The sequence below is a fragment of the Streptomyces sp. NPDC001204 genome (assembly GCF_053598035.1).
Genome location: NZ_JBSFJL010000002.1, coordinates 393,979 through 409,367, shown reverse-complemented (window position 1 = coordinate 409,367; position 15,389 = coordinate 393,979). Strand labels below are relative to the sequence as shown.

General features: G+C 72.8%; 10 protein-coding genes. 1 reads left to right on the top strand and 9 read right to left on the bottom strand.

Annotated elements, in window-relative coordinates; translation table 11 throughout:
• Positions 1 to 2: 2 nt before the first annotated feature.
• Entirely contained in the window at positions 3 to 1,094 is a 1,092-nt protein-coding gene (wecB, locus tag ACWC91_RS04690; protein ID WP_450644498.1) for a non-hydrolyzing UDP-N-acetylglucosamine 2-epimerase, read from the top strand.
• 71 nt (positions 1,095 to 1,165) lie between these two features.
• Here the strand turns inward: wecB and ACWC91_RS04685 are convergent, their stop codons facing one another.
• The 9 genes from ACWC91_RS04685 to ACWC91_RS04645 all read right to left on the bottom strand — a co-directional run bounded on the left by ACWC91_RS04685 (position 1,166) and on the right by ACWC91_RS04645 (position 15,389).
• Complete coding sequence (locus tag ACWC91_RS04685; protein WP_225075126.1) at positions 1,166 to 2,449, bottom strand: nucleotide sugar dehydrogenase; 1,284 nt, start codon at positions 2,447 to 2,449, stop codon at positions 1,166 to 1,168.
• 75 nt (positions 2,450 to 2,524) lie between these two features.
• Positions 2,525 to 3,550, bottom strand: a complete 1,026-nt coding sequence (locus ACWC91_RS04680; protein WP_225075127.1) for a Gfo/Idh/MocA family protein — start codon at positions 3,548 to 3,550, stop codon at positions 2,525 to 2,527.
• Entirely contained in the window at positions 3,547 to 4,662 is a 1,116-nt protein-coding gene (locus ACWC91_RS04675) for a DegT/DnrJ/EryC1/StrS family aminotransferase (protein WP_225075128.1), read from the bottom strand. Before ACWC91_RS04675 ends, ACWC91_RS04680 begins: the two co-directional genes overlap by 4 nt.
• Before the next feature lie 674 nt (positions 4,663 to 5,336).
• Positions 5,337 to 9,668, bottom strand: coding sequence for an Rne/Rng family ribonuclease (locus tag ACWC91_RS04670; RefSeq protein WP_450725792.1), 4,332 nt, complete (start codon positions 9,666 to 9,668; stop codon positions 5,337 to 5,339).
• 274 nt (positions 9,669 to 9,942) lie between these two features.
• Complete coding sequence (locus ACWC91_RS04665) at positions 9,943 to 10,728, bottom strand: TIGR03936 family radical SAM-associated protein (RefSeq protein ID WP_450639837.1); 786 nt, start codon at positions 10,726 to 10,728, stop codon at positions 9,943 to 9,945.
• Positions 10,729 to 10,868: 140 nt separating this feature from the next.
• Complete coding sequence (locus ACWC91_RS04660; RefSeq protein ID WP_450639836.1) at positions 10,869 to 11,960, bottom strand: hypothetical protein; 1,092 nt, start codon at positions 11,958 to 11,960, stop codon at positions 10,869 to 10,871.
• A gap of 187 nt (positions 11,961 to 12,147) precedes the next feature.
• Positions 12,148 to 12,555, bottom strand: coding sequence for a hypothetical protein (locus ACWC91_RS04655; RefSeq protein WP_225075132.1), 408 nt, complete (start codon positions 12,553 to 12,555; stop codon positions 12,148 to 12,150).
• 293 nt (positions 12,556 to 12,848) lie between these two features.
• The gene (locus tag ACWC91_RS04650) at positions 12,849 to 13,979 is read right to left on the bottom strand and encodes a catalase family protein (RefSeq protein WP_450639835.1); all 1,131 of its coding nucleotides are present in this window, start codon (positions 13,977 to 13,979) and stop codon (positions 12,849 to 12,851) included.
• A gap of 57 nt (positions 13,980 to 14,036) precedes the next feature.
• A complete protein-coding gene (locus tag ACWC91_RS04645; protein ID WP_450639833.1) occupies positions 14,037 to 15,389 on the bottom strand; it encodes a Dyp-type peroxidase in 1,353 nt (450 codons plus the stop codon).

The following is a 15,389-nucleotide window of genomic DNA, read 5'->3' as shown; positions in this document are numbered from 1 at the left end:
CCGTGAAAGTCATCAGCATCGTCGGAGCCCGCCCCCAGCTGGTCAAACTGGCCCCCATAGCAGCCGCGTTCGCGGAGACCGAGCACGAACACGTCATCGTGCACACCGGCCAGCACTACGACGCCGACCTGTCGGACGTCTTCTTCAGCGGGCTGGGCATCCCGGACCCGGACGTGCACCTCGGGGTCGGATCCGGCAGCCACGGCGTGCAGACCGGCGCGGTGCTGTCCGCCCTCGACCCCGTCCTCGACGAGCACCGGCCGGACTGGGTCCTGGTCTACGGCGACACCAACTCGACCATCGCCGGCGCCCTGTCCGCCGTGAAGCAGCACATCCCCGTCGCCCATCTCGAGGCGGGGCTGCGTTCCTTCAACCGCCGCATGCCGGAGGAGCACAACCGCGTGCTCACCGACCACTGCGCCGACCTGCTGCTCGCGCCCACCGAGGAGGCCGTGCGCCACCTCGCCGGCGAGGGGCTGGAGCACCGCACCCGGCTGTCCGGCGACGTCATGGTCGACATCTGCCTGCGCATCCGGGACGCCGTGCTCGCCGGGGAACACCCGGCGCCGGCGCTGCCCGAGGGCATCGACCCGGCGCAGCCGTTCCTGCTGGCCACCCTGCACCGGCCGGACAACACCGACGATCCGCAGCGCCTCTCCGCGCTCGTGGCGTCGCTGGCCGGGCTTCCGCTGCCCGTGGCCCTGCTCGCCCATCCGCGCCTCGTCGCCCGCGCCGAGCAGCACGGCATCAAGCTGGAGCAGGGATCCGTCCACGTGGGCCGTCCGCTGCCGTACGCGGGTCTGGTCGCCGCGGTGCTCGCGTCCGCCGGCGTGGTCACCGACTCCGGCGGACTGCAGAAGGAGGCGTACCTGCTCGACCGGGCGTGCACCACGGTGCGGCCGGAGACCGAGTGGGTCGAGACCCTGGAGGACGGCTGGAACGTCCTCGTGCCCGATCCGCACGAGAAGCCGGCCGCCGAGTGGGCCGGCATCGCCTGCCGCCCGGCGCCGCGGACGCCTCGCGGCACTCCGTACGGTGACGGCACCGCGGCCCGCCGTGTCGTGCGGCTCATGGAGGAGGCGGCCGGCGCCTGACCGGAGCCCGCGTACGGATCTGAGCCCCCGCCCGGTGGTCCGGGACGGGGGCTCAGCGCCTTACGAGGCGGTCAGCCGCCGATGACGACCCGGCGCACGCCCTCCCAGCGGGCCGGGTCGGTGGTGCGGCGGCCGTCGACCAGGACGCGTACGTCCGGCAGGTCGGTTGCCGACAGCTCGCGGTACTCGGCGTGGTCGGCCTGGAGGATGGCGGCGGTCACGGTCTGGCCCTCGTGCGGGGGCAGGCCGTGCGCGGTCAGCTCCTCGGCGGTGTACATCGGGTCGGAGACACAGGGCACCGCGCCGCGCTCGCGCAGCGCCTCCACCGTGCCGTAGACGCCCGAGAACGCGGTCTCCTTGACGCCGCCCCGGTAGGCGGCGCCCAGCACGAGGACGTTCACGCCGGTCAGGTCGCCGTAGGCGGCCGCGAGGAGGTCGACGGCGTACGCCGGCATGGCCGCGTTGGCCTCGCGGGCGGCGCGCACCACGGTGGCCTGCGGGTCGTTCCACAGGTACATCCGCGGGTAGATCGGGATGCAGTGGCCGCCGACGGCGATGCCCGGCTGGTGGATGTGGCTGTAGGGCTGGCTGTTGCAGGCCTCGATGACCTTCTTGACGTCGATGCCCGCGGTGTCGGCGAAGCGCGCGAACTGGTTGGCCAGGCCGATGTTGACGTCCCGGTAGGTGGTCTCGGCGAGCTTGGCCATCTCGGACGCCTCCGAAGTGCCCAGGTCCCACACGCCGTTGGGCCGCGGCAGGTCGTCGCGCTCGTCGAAGTCGAGGACCTGCTGGTAGAAGTCCACGCCGCGCCGGGTCGACGCCTCGTCGATGCCGCCGACCAGCTTCGGGTAGCGCCGCAGGTCGGCGAAGACCCGGCCGGTGAGGACCCGTTCCGGGGAGAACACCAGGTGGAAGTCCTCGCCCGCGGTCAGCCCCGAGCCCTCGGCGAGCATCGGCGCCCAGCGGTCGCGGGTCGTGCCGACGGGGAGCGTGGTCTCGTACGACACCAGGGTGCCCGGCTTCAGCCCCTGTGCGATGGCCTTGGTCGCCGCGTCCATCCAGCCGAAGTCCGGCACGCCCTCGGCGTCCACGAACAGCGGCACGACAACGACGACGGCCTCGGACCGGGCCACCGCGTCGGCGGTGTCGGTGGTGGCGGACAGCAGCCCGTCATCGACGGCACGCTTGAGCCGGACGTCGAGGTCGTGCTCGCCGGGGAAGGGCTCGGTACCGGCGTTGACCAGGTCGACGACCTTCTCGTTGACGTCGGCGCCGATCACCCGGTGGCCCTTGGAGGCGAACTGCACGGCGAGCGGCAGGCCGATCTTCCCGAGGGCGACTACGCAGATGTTCATGGACGGGGTGCCTCTTTCTCGGGGCGGTCTGCGGGACCGGGACACGGGACCCGGCAGGAAGCGATGGGCCGGGCCTCAGGCCCCGGACGGCACGGCGTCGTCGGCCGTGTCCAGCCGCACGGTGTCGCCGGTGGCGGCGGATTCGAGCACCGCGGCGGCCACCTCGACCGTCCGCAGGCCCTGGCGGAGCGTCGAGATCTCGTGCGAGCGGCCGAGCACGGCGTCCCGGAAGAACTCGTGCTCGACGAGGAGCGGCTCCCGCTTGGGGATCGCGTAGCGGATCATGTCGCCCTCGGCAACGCCGCGGAACGCCTGCAGGGCCTCCCACTCGGTCGCGACGGCCGCGTTGGAGTGGAAGGTCAGGTCCGCGGTGAGGGTGTCGGCGATGAAGCAGCCGCGCTCGCCGGTGACCGAGGTGAACCGTTCCTTGAGCGGGCTCAGCCAGTTGACGAGGTGGCTGACCATGGTGCCGTCGACCAGCTGCCCGACGGCGGCGACCATGTCCTCGTGCGGGCGGCCGCTCTTGGAGACGGTGTGCGCGGAGACCGACACGTAGGGCTTGCCGGTGACCCAGGCGGTCAGGTCGATGTCGTGGGTCGCCAGGTCCTTGACCACGCCCACGTCGGCTATGCGGTGCGGGAACGGCCCCTGCCGGCGGGTCACGACCTGGAAGACCTCGCCCAGCTCACCCGCCTCCAGGCGGGCCCGCAGGCTCTGCAGCGCCGGGTTGTAGCGCTCGATGTGGCCGACGCCGGCCACCAGGCCGCGGGCCTCGAAGGCCTCGACCAGCCGCCGAGCGCCCTCGACGGTGTCGGCCACCGGCTTCTCGACCAGCGCGTGCACCCCGGCCTCGGCGAGCTGCAGGCCGATCTCCTCGTGGAGCGCGGTCGGGCAGGCCACCACGGTGTAGTCGACGCCCAGCGCGACGAGCTGCTCGACGGACTCCAGGACCGGCACGCCCCGCGAGACGCCGAACTTGTCGCCCATCGGGTCGACTACGGCGACCAGTTCCACACCGTCGAGTTCGGACAGGATCCGGCAGTGGTGGCGGCCCATGGACCCCAGGCCGACGAGACCGGCCCGCAGCTTCGCCTCGCTCACAGTGTGTCTCCCAGGGTGTTCACGGCGTCGGCGATGCGCACGAGGTCGGCGTCGGTCAGCGACGGGTGGACCGGCAGCGACACGACCTGGGCGGCGGCCCGGTCGGTCTGCGGCAGGTCCCAGGTCCGGCCGGCCTTGCGGTCCGGCTCCCGGTACGGCGTGAGCCGGTGGATGGGGGTCGGGTAGTAGACGGCGTTGCCCACTCCGGCGGCCGTGAGCCGCTCCTGCACCGCGTCCCGGTCCATGCCCTCGGGCACCCGCACGGTGTACTGGTGGTAGACGTGCCGCGCGCCCTCGGCGACCGGCGGCGTCACCAGCGCGGTGATGTGCTCGTCGAGGTGGGCGGCGTTGGCGCGGCGGCGGTCCGTCCACTCGGCGAGCCGTCCGAGCTGCACCCGCCCGATGGCCGCGGCGACGTCCGTCATCCGCATGTTGGCGCCGACGATCTCGTTGGCGTAGCGCTGCTCCATGCCCTGGTTGCGCAGCAGCCTGAGGGTGCGCGCCACCTGGGGGTCGGCGGTGGTGATCATGCCGCCCTCCAGGGCGTGCATGTTCTTCGTCGGGTAGAAGCTGAACGTTCCGGCGGTGCCGAACGCGCCGACCGGGGTGCCGTTGAGCTGCGCCGCGTGGGCCTGACAGGCGTCCTCGACGACGGCGAGGCCGTGCTTCTCGGCGATCGGCAGCAGCCGGTCCATGGCCGCCGGGTGCCCGTACAGGTGGACCGGCATGACGGCGGCGGTGCGCGGGGTGACGGCCGCCTCGACCGCGTCGGGATCGAGGCAGAAGCTGCCGGGTTCGATGTCGGCGAAGACGACGTCGGCGCCGACCAGGCGGACGGCGTTGGCGGAAGCGGCGAAGGAGAACGAGGGCACGATCACCTCGTCGCCCGGGCCGATACCGAGGGCCATCAGGGTCAGATGGAGCGCGGAGGTCCCGGAGTTGACGGCGACGCAGTGGCGCCCGTCGACCAACTCGGAGAACTCCGACTCGAAGGCGGCCACTTCGGGCCCCTGCACGACCCTGCCGCTGCGCAGCACGCGCACCGCGGCCTCGATCTCCTCATCGCCGATCACCGGCCGAGCAGCCGGGATGGACTCCAGGGCGTCCGCCATCGGCGTCCTCCTCTTCAACGGCCTTGTCGCCGCACGACATACCTGAGCCGGGAGGTGGCCGCCGTGGCACGTTCGTCCGCTTCCCGTGGATTACCGGTGCTACGGGACGGCGTACAGGTCTCCGCCGAATCCTCCGCCGGCGGCGTGCTCTTGGGGGGAGCCGGCCGCGAGCGAGATGTCCGGCGTGCTCGTCGGCTGTGGTTCTCGGCAAGCGCCTGGGTGTACGTCTCGGCAGCGGCCGATACCGCCGTTCAGGCTATCAAAGGTGCACGTGTGTTCCCTTGTCCTCCATCTCTCCGTAACCTCCGGCGTTCGAAGGGGGTCCGGACGGACGGCGGACGGCGGACGGCGGACGGCGGACGGCGGACGGCAGACGGCAGACGGCAGACGGCAGACGGCAGACGGCAGACGGCAGACGGCGGGCGGCGGGCGAGCCAGTCGGACGTACCGGCGGACGAGCCGGGCGGCAGGCGGGCGGGCAAGCGAGGCAGACGAACCGGCGGACGAGCCGGGCGGCAGGCGGGCGGGCAAGCGAGGCAGACGAACCGGCGGACAAGCCGGGCGGGCGGCCGCGCGGCACCGGAACCTCGGCGGGCCGGAAACAGCCGTGTGCCCCGGCCCGGCACACCGCAGGGGTGTCCGGGCCGGGGCACACGGCCGGGGCTAAGCCCTCGTCACTCCTCCACCGACGAGCCGACCGAGGACGGCGCCTGCTGGGCCGCCGCCGCGGTCTTCTTGGCCGTCGCCTTCTTGGCCGTCGTCTTCTTGGCCGCGGTCTTCTTGGCGGTCGTCGTCTTCGCCGCCTTCTTGGCCGTGGCCTTCTTCACGGCCGTCTTCTTGACCGCGGTCTTCTTGGTGGCGGCCTTCTTCGCCGTCGCCTTCTTGGCCGTCTTGCGGGCCGCCGCCTTCTTCGCCGGAGTCGCCTCCGAGGCGGTCTCCTCGGCGGGCTCCTCCGCGGCGGCGGCCGGTTCGGCCTCCTCCGCCGGGGCCGACGGGACGACCAGGACGGCCGTGTCCTCGGACGCGGTCGGCGCGGTGGCCTTGCGCACGGCGCGGCGGCGCGGACGGGCCGGGGCGGCGGACTCGGCGGGGGCCTCCGGCTGTTCAGCCGGAACCGCAGCCGCTTCGACCGCGACGTCCTGCGGCTCGGCGGCCGTCGGCGCGGCCTCGGACACCGTCACCACGGTCTCCTCGGCACCCGCCGGGGAACCGGCCGGCGCCGACACCTTGCGGGTCGCGCGACGACGCGTACGGCCCTTGGGGGCGGCCTCCTCGACCGGGGCCTCGGCCGCGGGCGCCGGAACTGCCGGGTCCTCGACGGCCACGGGCTCGGCCTGAGCCTGTTCCGCCGGCTCCGGGCGCACCGGGCGCGCGGCCTCGGCGGCCGCCGTGACGTCCTGGGCCGTGGGAGCCGGGGTGCCACCGTCGGCGTGGGCCTTCGGCGCGCCCGCGGGCGCGGACGCCCGCCGGCTCGCGCGGCGCCGCGTACGGCCACGGCTCGCCGCGGCCTCCGCCTCGGCGACGCTGCTGTACAGCTCCTCGTCCGGGGCCATCTCCAGCGCGGGCAGCGCGATGGGCTCGGCGGCCTCCGTCTCGGTCTCCGCCTCCTCCTCGGCGGTCGGGGAGACCACCTCGGCGGCCACGGCCTCGTGCTCGTGCGGCTGCTCGGCACCGGCACGGGCGCGCTTGCGGCGCTTGCTCCCGCCGCCACCGGCGGCGCTCGCCTGCTCCAGGTGGACGATGACACCGCGGCCGTTGCAGTGCACGCAGGTCTCGGAGAAGGACTCCAGCAGACCCTGGCCCACCCGCTTGCGGGTCATCTGCACCAGGCCCAGCGAGGTCACCTCGGCCACCTGGTGCTTCGTCCGGTCGCGGCCCAGGCACTCCAGCAGACGGCGCAGCACCAGGTCGCGGTTGGACTCCAGGACCATGTCGATGAAGTCGATCACGATGATGCCGCCGAGGTCGCGCAGCCGCAGCTGACGCACGATCTCCTCGGCCGCCTCCAGGTTGTTCCTGGTGACCGTCTCCTCCAGGTTGCCGCCCTGGCCGGTGAACTTGCCGGTGTTGACGTCGATGACGACCATCGCCTCGGTCCGGTCGATCACCAGCGAACCACCGCTGGGCAGCCAGACCTTGCGGTCCAGCGCCTTGGCGAGCTGCTCGTCGATCCGGTACGTGGCGAAGACGTCGACCTCGCTGGTCCAGCGCTGCAGACGCGGCGCGAGGTCCGGGGCGACGTGCGAGACGTACCCGTGGATCGTCTGCCACGCCTCGTCACCGCTGACGATGACCTTGGAGAAGTCCTCGTTGAAGATGTCGCGCACGACCCGGACGGTCATGTCCGGCTCGCCGTACAGCAGCGACGGTGCGCTCGAACCGCCGCCGTTCTTGGCCTTCTTCTGGATGTCCTCCCACTGCGCCTGGAGCCGCTCGACGTCCCTGCGCAGCTCGTCCTCGCTCGCACCCTCGGCGGCGGTGCGCACGATGACCCCCGCGTCCTCGGGGACGATCTTCTTGAGGATGGTCTTCAGCCGGGCCCGCTCGGTGTCGGGCAGCTTGCGGCTGATGCCGGTCATCGAGCCCTCGGGGACGTACACGAGGTAGCGGCCCGGGAGGGAGACCTGGCTGGTCAGACGGGCGCCCTTGTGTCCGATGGGGTCCTTGGTGACCTGGACGAGGACGGACTGGCCGGACTTGAGGGCGGACTCGATGCGCCGGGGGCCGTTGGCCATGCCGAGCGCCTCGAAGTTGACCTCACCGGCGTACAGCACGGCGTTGCGGCCCTTGCCGATGTCGATGAAGGCGGCCTCCATCGAGGGCAGGACGTTCTGCACCTTGCCGAGGTAGACGTTGCCGACGTACGAGGTCGACTGCTCCTTGTTGACGTAGTGCTCGACGAGCACGCCGTCCTCCAGGACGCCGATCTGCGTACGGTCGCCGTGCTGGCGGACCGCCATCACGCGCTCGACGGCCTCACGGCGGGCCAGGAACTCGGCCTCGGTGATGATCGGCACCCGGCGGCGGCCCTGCTCGCGGCCCTCGCGGCGGCGCTGCTTCTTGGCCTCCAGGCGGGTCGAGCCCTTGATGGACTGCACCTCGTCGGACGGCTCGGCGGCCTTGCGGGGCTCGCGCACCTTGACGACGGTGCGCTCGGGGTCGTCGGCGGACGGCTCGTTGTCCGTGCCGCTGTCACCGGCCCGGCGACGACGCCGACGGCGACGGCGGCTGCTGCTGGAGCCACCGCCCTGCCGGCCCTCGTCCTCCTCGGCCGACTCCGCGGACCCGGCCTCGTCCTCCTCGTCCTCGTCGAGCTGCTCGGCGGTGTCCTCGGCGTCCTGCGCGGCCTGCTCGGCGGCGAGCTCGTCGCTCTCCTCCGCGTACTCGTCCCCGCCGGCCTCGGCGGACTCGCCCCGGCGACGGCGGCGGCCACCGCGACGGCGGCGACGGCGCGAACCGGACTCCTCGCCGTCCTCGCCCTCGGCGGCTTCCTCGGCCGACTCGGCGGACTCCTCCTCCGTCTCGTCCTCGGCGGACTCGTCGGCGGTCCCGGCCGCCCGGGTCTCGGGCTCCTCGTCACCGGAACCCCGGCGGCGACGGCGACGGCGCGAGCCGCCCTGCTCAGCCTGTTCAGCCTGCTCGGGCTGCTCGGCCTGCTCCTCCGGAAGCTCCTCGACCTCCGCGGCCTCGGCGGCCGCCGCGGCGGCGGCCCGCTCCGGGGTCTGGAACATCGGCTCGGTGAAGACGGGCGCCTGGAACACGGCGACAGCGGGGCGCGCGGGCCGGCGCGACGACTCGCCGTCGCCGACGGCGGACTCGGCGGCGGGCTCGGAGAACCCGGTCGCGGCACGCCGCACGACCCGACGCCGGCTGCGCCTCGTCCCGGTCTCCTCGGCCCCGGCCTCGGCAGCGGGCGCCTTGGGCGCCTGCGACTCGTCGGCGGCAGGGGTGGCGGGGGCGACGACGGCGGGGGCCTGGTCCTCGCCGGGGGTCCCGGTGACGCCCGTGGTCTGGGCGGCGGGCTCGGACACACGGCGCGTGGCACGCCGGCGGGCACGCCGCGGAGCAGCGTCCTCCACGACCTCGGCGGCGGGCTCGGGGGCCGTGGCCTCCTCGGCTGCGGGGGCCTCGCTCACGGACTCCGCCGCGCCCTCGGGCGAGGCGGCGGGCTCGGACACACGGCGCGTGGCACGCCGGCGGGCACGCCGCGGAGCAGCGTCCTCCACGGCCTGGGCAGCGGGCTCAGGCTCGGCGGTCGCGGCCTCGGCGGCCGGCTCGGGGGCCGTGGCCTCGGGAGCGGCGTTCACCGCGGGGGCCTCGGCCGGCGCGGGGGCACCGGCGGGCGTGGACACACGCCGGGTCGCGCGGCGCCGCGTACGAGCGGCGGGCGCGGGCGCCTCCACCGCCGGCTCGGCGACAGCCTCGGCACTCTCCTGCCGCTCCACGCTCTCCGCGGGCGCGGCGGGGACGACCGACTCCGCGGACGCGGGGGGCGCGGACACGCTGCGGGTGGCACGCCGGCGGGCACGCCGCGGAGCGGCGGCCTCGCCGACCTCCACGGACCCGGCGGACGTCTCGACGGCACCGGACCCGGTGGCCGGCGTCTCGGCGACGGCCGCCGCCGGCACGACGGTCTCGGCGGCAGCCTCGCCCTGGGCGGTCGTGGGGGTCCCGGCGGGCACGGAGACACGGCGGCGCGTACGGCGCGCGGGTGCGGCCTGCGCGGCGGCTTCCACGAGGGCGGCGGCCTCGGCCGCCTCCTCCGTCTCCTCGCCGGTGACCGCCTCGGCCCCGAGGGTCTCCTGCTCCTCCACCTGCTCCGCGAGTTCCGCGGAGGCGGCGGCCGGTACGGCCGGAGCGGTGATCTCGGCCGCGGCCTCGGAGGACGCGGCGGCGGGCGGACCCGCCGGGCGAGAAGCGGCACGGCGCCGACGACGCGGCGGCAGGGTGTCGCTGGGAGTGTTCAGTTCTTCGGAACCCTCGATGGGTTCGGTCGGTTCGAGCATGCGGGCGTATCTCCCGTCAGGCTCCCGGGCGCCGCGCCTGGTCCGGCGCCGATCATCGATCGACACCGTTGACGTCCGCGGCCGTGCCATGGGCGCCGGCCGCCGTCCGGGGCGCGGGCGCCGCACGGGAGCTCTCTGTGTCCTGTCTCGCCGGTTCCGCACCCCTTGTCGTGTACGGCCTGGCGAAAGTCTTCTGGTCGGTGCGCTGCCCGACCCAGGTGGCTCCCGAGTACGAGGGCGGCGCTTCGACGTCCGTCCCGGTGCGGAACCGTCCCTACGCAGGCGCCTTCGCGGCGGCAGGAACGGCGGCCCCCACTGAATCGGCCGGGGCGGCCAGGTCTGCCTCGCGGTCGGGCGCGAGCGGGTCGGTCACCGTACCGGTCTCTTCATCGAGCAGCCCCTGCGCCAGCCTGGTCACCGCTGCGGGGACCGGCGGCGCCAGGTCGGCCACGGCGCGGAGACCGGACAGGACGTCGTCGGGTCGTACGGCAGGCGTCACGTGCCGAACAACCAGCCGCAGTATCGCACAAGGCTGGTCGCTCGGCCCATCAGCCGCCGAACCGTGCGTTTCCGCACTCTCCAGGTCCACCACCGCGGACCGGGCGTCGAAGGTGCGCATGCCGTTCTTGGTCAGGCGCTGCACTTCCACGGTCTCGGCCCCGTTGAAGGCCGCGACCGCACGTTCGGCCTCGGCCGGGTCCACACCGTCCAGCCGCAGCTCCCACACGGAAGCGGTCAGCCGGTCGGCGAGCCCCGACGTACGGGCCTCGACCGCCTCGACGATGTCCAGCCCGGCGGGCAACGACTCGTCGAGAAGCTCACGCAGACGCTCCGGGTCGCGGGACGCGGTGAGCGCGATCTCCAGGTACTCCGCCTCACTGCCCGTGCCGGTGGGTGCGGCATTGGCGTAGGACACCTTCGGGTGCGGCGTGAACCCCGCCGAGTACGCCATCGGCACCTCGGCACGGCGCAGCGCGCGCTCGAAGGCGCGCTGGAAGTCACGATGGCTGGTGAACCGGAGGCGGCCACGCTTGGTGTAGCGCAGTCGGATGCGCTGCACCGCGGGTGCGGGCGGTGGGCCTTCGGGCTGTCGCTTGCCCAGTGGAACTTCTCCTCGTGTACGGCGGACGGTCCGTGGCGCCACCCCGCAACGGCGGGGAGCGTCCGGTCCGGCACCTTTCCGGTGCCGTCCCGTCCGGATCACCCCCGCGTCGGCGGGGAGACTTCGCGCCCGGTCCTTGTCTCTAGAGTACGCGCCTCGGCCACCGCGGGTTCCCGACGGGCCACCGGCCGGGGTTCCCCGAGGAGCGCCCGGCGCAGGTCTGCCCGGGTCTGCCGGGCGATGTCGCGCGCCGCGGCGAAAGCCTGCCGGGTGGCATGGCCCACCTGGCGCGCGATCCGCGCCGCGGGGCGCAGGACGGCGTCCCGGACGGCGTGCCCGACCGGCGTGAGCACCCGACGGTACGCCCAGCGCACCGGTTCCACGACGAGCCGGCGCAGGACGGCCCCCAGGAACCGCCCTACGGCGAGGGAGATCCGCCCGGCCACCCGCCAGGCGTGCCCGAGGGCGTCCGCCACCTCCCGCCCGACGACGGCCAGGGCGCGACCGGCGGGGACGAGCACCCACCGCCACAGTCCCCTCGCGCACCAGGCGAGTCCGCGGCCGGCGGGCGTGAGGACCCACCGCCACAGCGCGAGCGCGGGCAGGACGAGCAGGACACGGCAGGTCCAGTACAGAACCGCACCGACCCCCGCGGCCACCGTCGCGAGGAGCCACCACAGTCCCCTCGCACACCGGGCGAGCGCACGGCCGGCCGGCGTGAGGATCCACGTCCAGCACCACCTGCCGGGGACCACGAGGAGCCACTGGACGAGCCGGGCAGCGCCAGCGAACACCGCTGCTCCCACGGCGGCGAGCACGAGCCCGAGCCTCCGCAGCACCCACTCGGCCGCACGCCCGATCGGCGCGAGCACGCGCGCGTACACCCACGCCAGCACGTCCCCGGCTCTCCGCGCGAGCCACACGAGCGCGTGCCCGATCGGCGTCAGCACCCACCGGTACGCCCCTACGAGCGGTACGACGACCACTACGCGCCCGAGCCGAGCGAGCGCCCGGCCGAGCGGCCGCAGCACGGTGTCGCGCAGCAACCGCCCGCCGACGACGAGCGCGTCCCACGCCATGCGCACCGGCACGACCAGCACCAGCACCACGATCCGTACGGGCATCCGGATCGCCACCACGAGGCACCCCTCGGGCGGCCGTTCCCCGGCCCCCCGCTTCTCCAGTTCCATACCGGAGAGGACGCGGCGGCGCCCCCGACGGATCCACGAGGCCCACGCGGCACTCGGCGGGAATCCGCAGAGGCCGGACCCCGATCCCCCTCCGGCCGCACACGAGAACCTGGCCGCACACGGCAACGGAGCGGACCGAACCGGCCCGCTCCGCCCGCGCTGCGCCTCGGATTACTCGTGAATCGCCTTACTTGTGAATCGTCGCGCAGGCCTTGGTCCCCGGGTAATTGTGCCAATACCCGCAGATCTTGCTGCCGTCCGCCGCCGAAAGCCCCCAGGTGGTTCCGACCGTCTTCTTCTCGACCCGCGCGGCGGTGACGGTTTGGCTCATGAAACCGCCCGAACCGTCCGTGAAGTCGATGTGCGCGTAATCGGTCCAGGCCCGGTTGTTCGACTGCTTGGACAGGTAGAAGCTGTCCACCTTGAGCCCGGTCCCGTTCACCGTGATGCAAACCGACCCGGACCCGTCCGTGGATCCCGCGTTTCCGGTGCAGTTCGTGGCGCTGAACGGAGTGACATCCACCGCCTGGGCATTTCCGCCGAACATCGTGACACCCATGACAGCGGCGGCGATTGCGGTCAGAACCTTCTTCAAGTGGCTTCACACCTCAAGCGATTGATCGGCAAGTGACAGGTCATATAAACAATCCGCCACACACCGCAGCCACTCATTTCCGGCCTTGATCTGACTGGTTCCCCGCTTCTCAAACACGTTGAAGCCCCCTCCCGACAGGGAAGGGGCTTCAACCGGCTACGCGGCCGGACACGAGTGCCTCGCGCAACTCAGTGCGCGTGACCGCTCGACGCAGGTGCCGGGGCCGCGTTCTTGACCGTCAGAGGCAGCAACTTGATGGTGCCCGGGGGCGCTTGGCGTTGCATCAGTCGGCCTCATCGAGCCGGGCCAAGCACTTCGTCGGCGCTTCGGGGCTCTGTGCGCGGCTGTCGGTTGAGCTTGTGGCGCGCGATGGAGGATCGCCGGTAGACCTCCTTGCGGGCCCGCATGATGTTGCCCAGGGGCGCGTGCTCGGCGGTGACCCGCCAGGGCGTGAAGGACAGTGCGTCCATCTTCTCCAGATTCCCCGGCTCGGAGATGTCCTGCTGCGGCAGCCGCAGCTCGGCCACGGTGACGGACGGCGAGAGCTGCTCGGGCCACTCCACGGTGGTGTCCTCCACCGGCATGCGCTCCAGGTCGGTGCAGAGCTGGACCTGGATGTCGAAGGCGTAGGGCCGCTCCTGCAGCTCGGCCTGCAGGGCCGGCCGGAAGACCTCCACCCCCGAGGTCGGGTCGATGGTGCGCCGGACCACCGCGGCAGCGGAGGACGGGTCGGGGGTGATGCGCACCTTGGCGATGTAGTCCCCGTGCCGGACCGCGCCCATCGTCCAGTAGCTCGAAAGCAGCAGGTTCGCCGGAGGGGTCTTGGACAGACGCAGGAAGGCCAGGAACTCGTCCCATGCCCAGTTGTCCTGGTCCAGTGTCCCCTTCCCGGTCACGAACTCGGTGAAGAAGCGGTGTGCTCCGGGACGGCCCTGGGAGAAGTAGGCCGGCGCGGTCAGGAACAGTTCCTGGATGAACAGGTAGTGCTCGACTGTGTTGCAGAAGAAGATCGGTCCGTTGATGTTGGCGTAGTCGAATGTGCCCGTGTCCGGTTCGTCCTCCAGCAGGGTCGGGCCCGGGATGTCGAACATCTTCAGTGCCAGTCCGGTGGCGGCTCCCAGCCGCGCGTCGGCTCCGGCGTGAGGCGAGCCGTTGGAGAAGCGGATGAGCGCATCGTGGGTTCCCGGAGTCGCGTAGATTCCTTGGGCGTACTCGGGGGGCAGCCCGTCCAGGATCTCCACTTCCCCCCGGACCAGCCCGTAGCCCTTGGCATGGGCGTCGCGAAGGGCCCGTCCGGTGCCGCCGGCCTCGACCGACTCGGCGATGTAGCTCTCGGTCTTCTCGATCACCGTCTGCACGTTGCGGTCGAAGTCCGGGTCGTCGTCTTCGACGTCAGGCGTGTAGCGGACGAACTGTGCGGCCATGACCTCGACCTCTCCTCTCGGAGACCGTGCTCGCACCTCAGGGGCTCGGAATAGCCCTCAGCCCTCCAGTTCGGCGAGCCAGCGCAATGCGCGCAGCCCCGGCACAAAGCAGTACTCGCCACCCCGGGTGACCACGAAGCTGGGCAGGTTCCGCAGACGGCGCCGGACCGGCTTCTCCGGGATGGTGACGCTGCCGGTTCCGCCGTGATGCCCGGCCACCGGGTCCTTCTCGCCGGGGTAGCCGATGAAATTGCCGTCGTTGACCCATTCGGCCTTGATGAACTCGAACTGCCGCTCCAGATGGGCCCCGAGGAAGACTCCGACCAGACCCCGGTCGGCGCCGTCGTCCTCAAGCACGCCCTCCGGCAGCGGCGGGCCGTAGGTGGTGCCACGGCGGATGAGGCGGTGCATCCGCGCATCGCCGATGATGGTGGAATCACGGGGGTTGGTGCGCCGGATGTGCGCACCGGCGGGGCACCGGTACCCCCGGTCGTCGTTCTCCCGGTACAGGAAGTCGTTGACGCGGTGCGCATCGGCCGCCAGTTCCGGATCATCGTGCTCCGGCGTCAGCGTCAGCGGCGCTCCGCTCGGCCAGCGCCCGACCATCTTGGCCGCCAGGAGTGCCTCCTCCTCGGCGCTGGAGCTGTTCGCGCGCAGGTACCGGCGCCAGGCCGCCACGTTGGTGTGGATCTTGCGGACGGCCGCGTAGGTCCCGTTGCGCCCCAGCACATCGGGGCTGGGCATGGGCGGCAGACTGCCGGTTTCGTCGGGGTAGCCGAGGATGAACTCGCCCGCCTTGATAGGGGCTTCCCGCGGGCTGGAGCCGGGCAGTCCGACGCCCTCGATGTTCGGATGGCTGATGCCGTCACGGAAGCCGAAGGTGGTGCGCCCGGTCGGGAGCTGGTGGACGTCCTGCTGCCAGATCACCTGGACACCGGGTGTCTCCTCGTAGGCGACACGGGCCCGCTCCAGCTCCTTGTCCAGCTGTGCCGTATCGGAGGAGAGGGCACTCAACGCGATGTGGACGTCGCCCGTTCCGAACGGTGCCTCCCAGTGGGCCGGTGCACTCTCGCCCACGTCGCCGATCAGCTCCGCCCGAGCGGCCATGCCCTCACGAAACGCCCGCGGAAAGCTGTCCAGCGACTCCTGGGGCACCCCCAGGGCCCTCAGCCCCTCGTAGGTGAACGCCACGGCGACCCAGGCATCCTGGCTCCGGTCCGGGCCGGGCAGACCACCCGAGGTCACCGGGAGCAGCCGCCGCAGCAGGGCGCGCCCGGCATGACGGTCATCGACACGCAGGAAGACGAACTTTCCCTCGTACGGCACGGGCCTCGGACGCAGCGCCCCGCTCTGGACGTCGTCGATCTCGATGCTCACGCCGGCCGCGCTGCCGCTGTCCGCTGCGTTCAT

Coding starts and splice junctions, on each gene's coding strand:
- ACWC91_RS04685 (WP_225075126.1), bottom strand. CDS start 2,449: ATGAACATCTGCGTAGTCGCCCTCGGGAAGATCGGCCTGCCGCTCGCC.
- ACWC91_RS04645 (WP_450639833.1), bottom strand. CDS start 15,389: ATGAACGCAGCGGACAGCGGCAGCGCGGCCGGCGTGAGCATCGAGATC.
- ACWC91_RS04670 (WP_450725792.1), bottom strand. CDS start 9,668: ATGCTCGAACCGACCGAACCCATCGAGGGTTCCGAAGAACTGAACACT.
- ACWC91_RS04650 (WP_450639835.1), bottom strand. CDS start 13,979: ATGGCCGCACAGTTCGTCCGCTACACGCCTGACGTCGAAGACGACGAC.
- ACWC91_RS04660 (WP_450639836.1), bottom strand. CDS start 11,960: ATGGAACTGGAGAAGCGGGGGGCCGGGGAACGGCCGCCCGAGGGGTGC.
- ACWC91_RS04675 (WP_225075128.1), bottom strand. CDS start 4,662: ATGGCGGACGCCCTGGAGTCCATCCCGGCTGCTCGGCCGGTGATCGGC.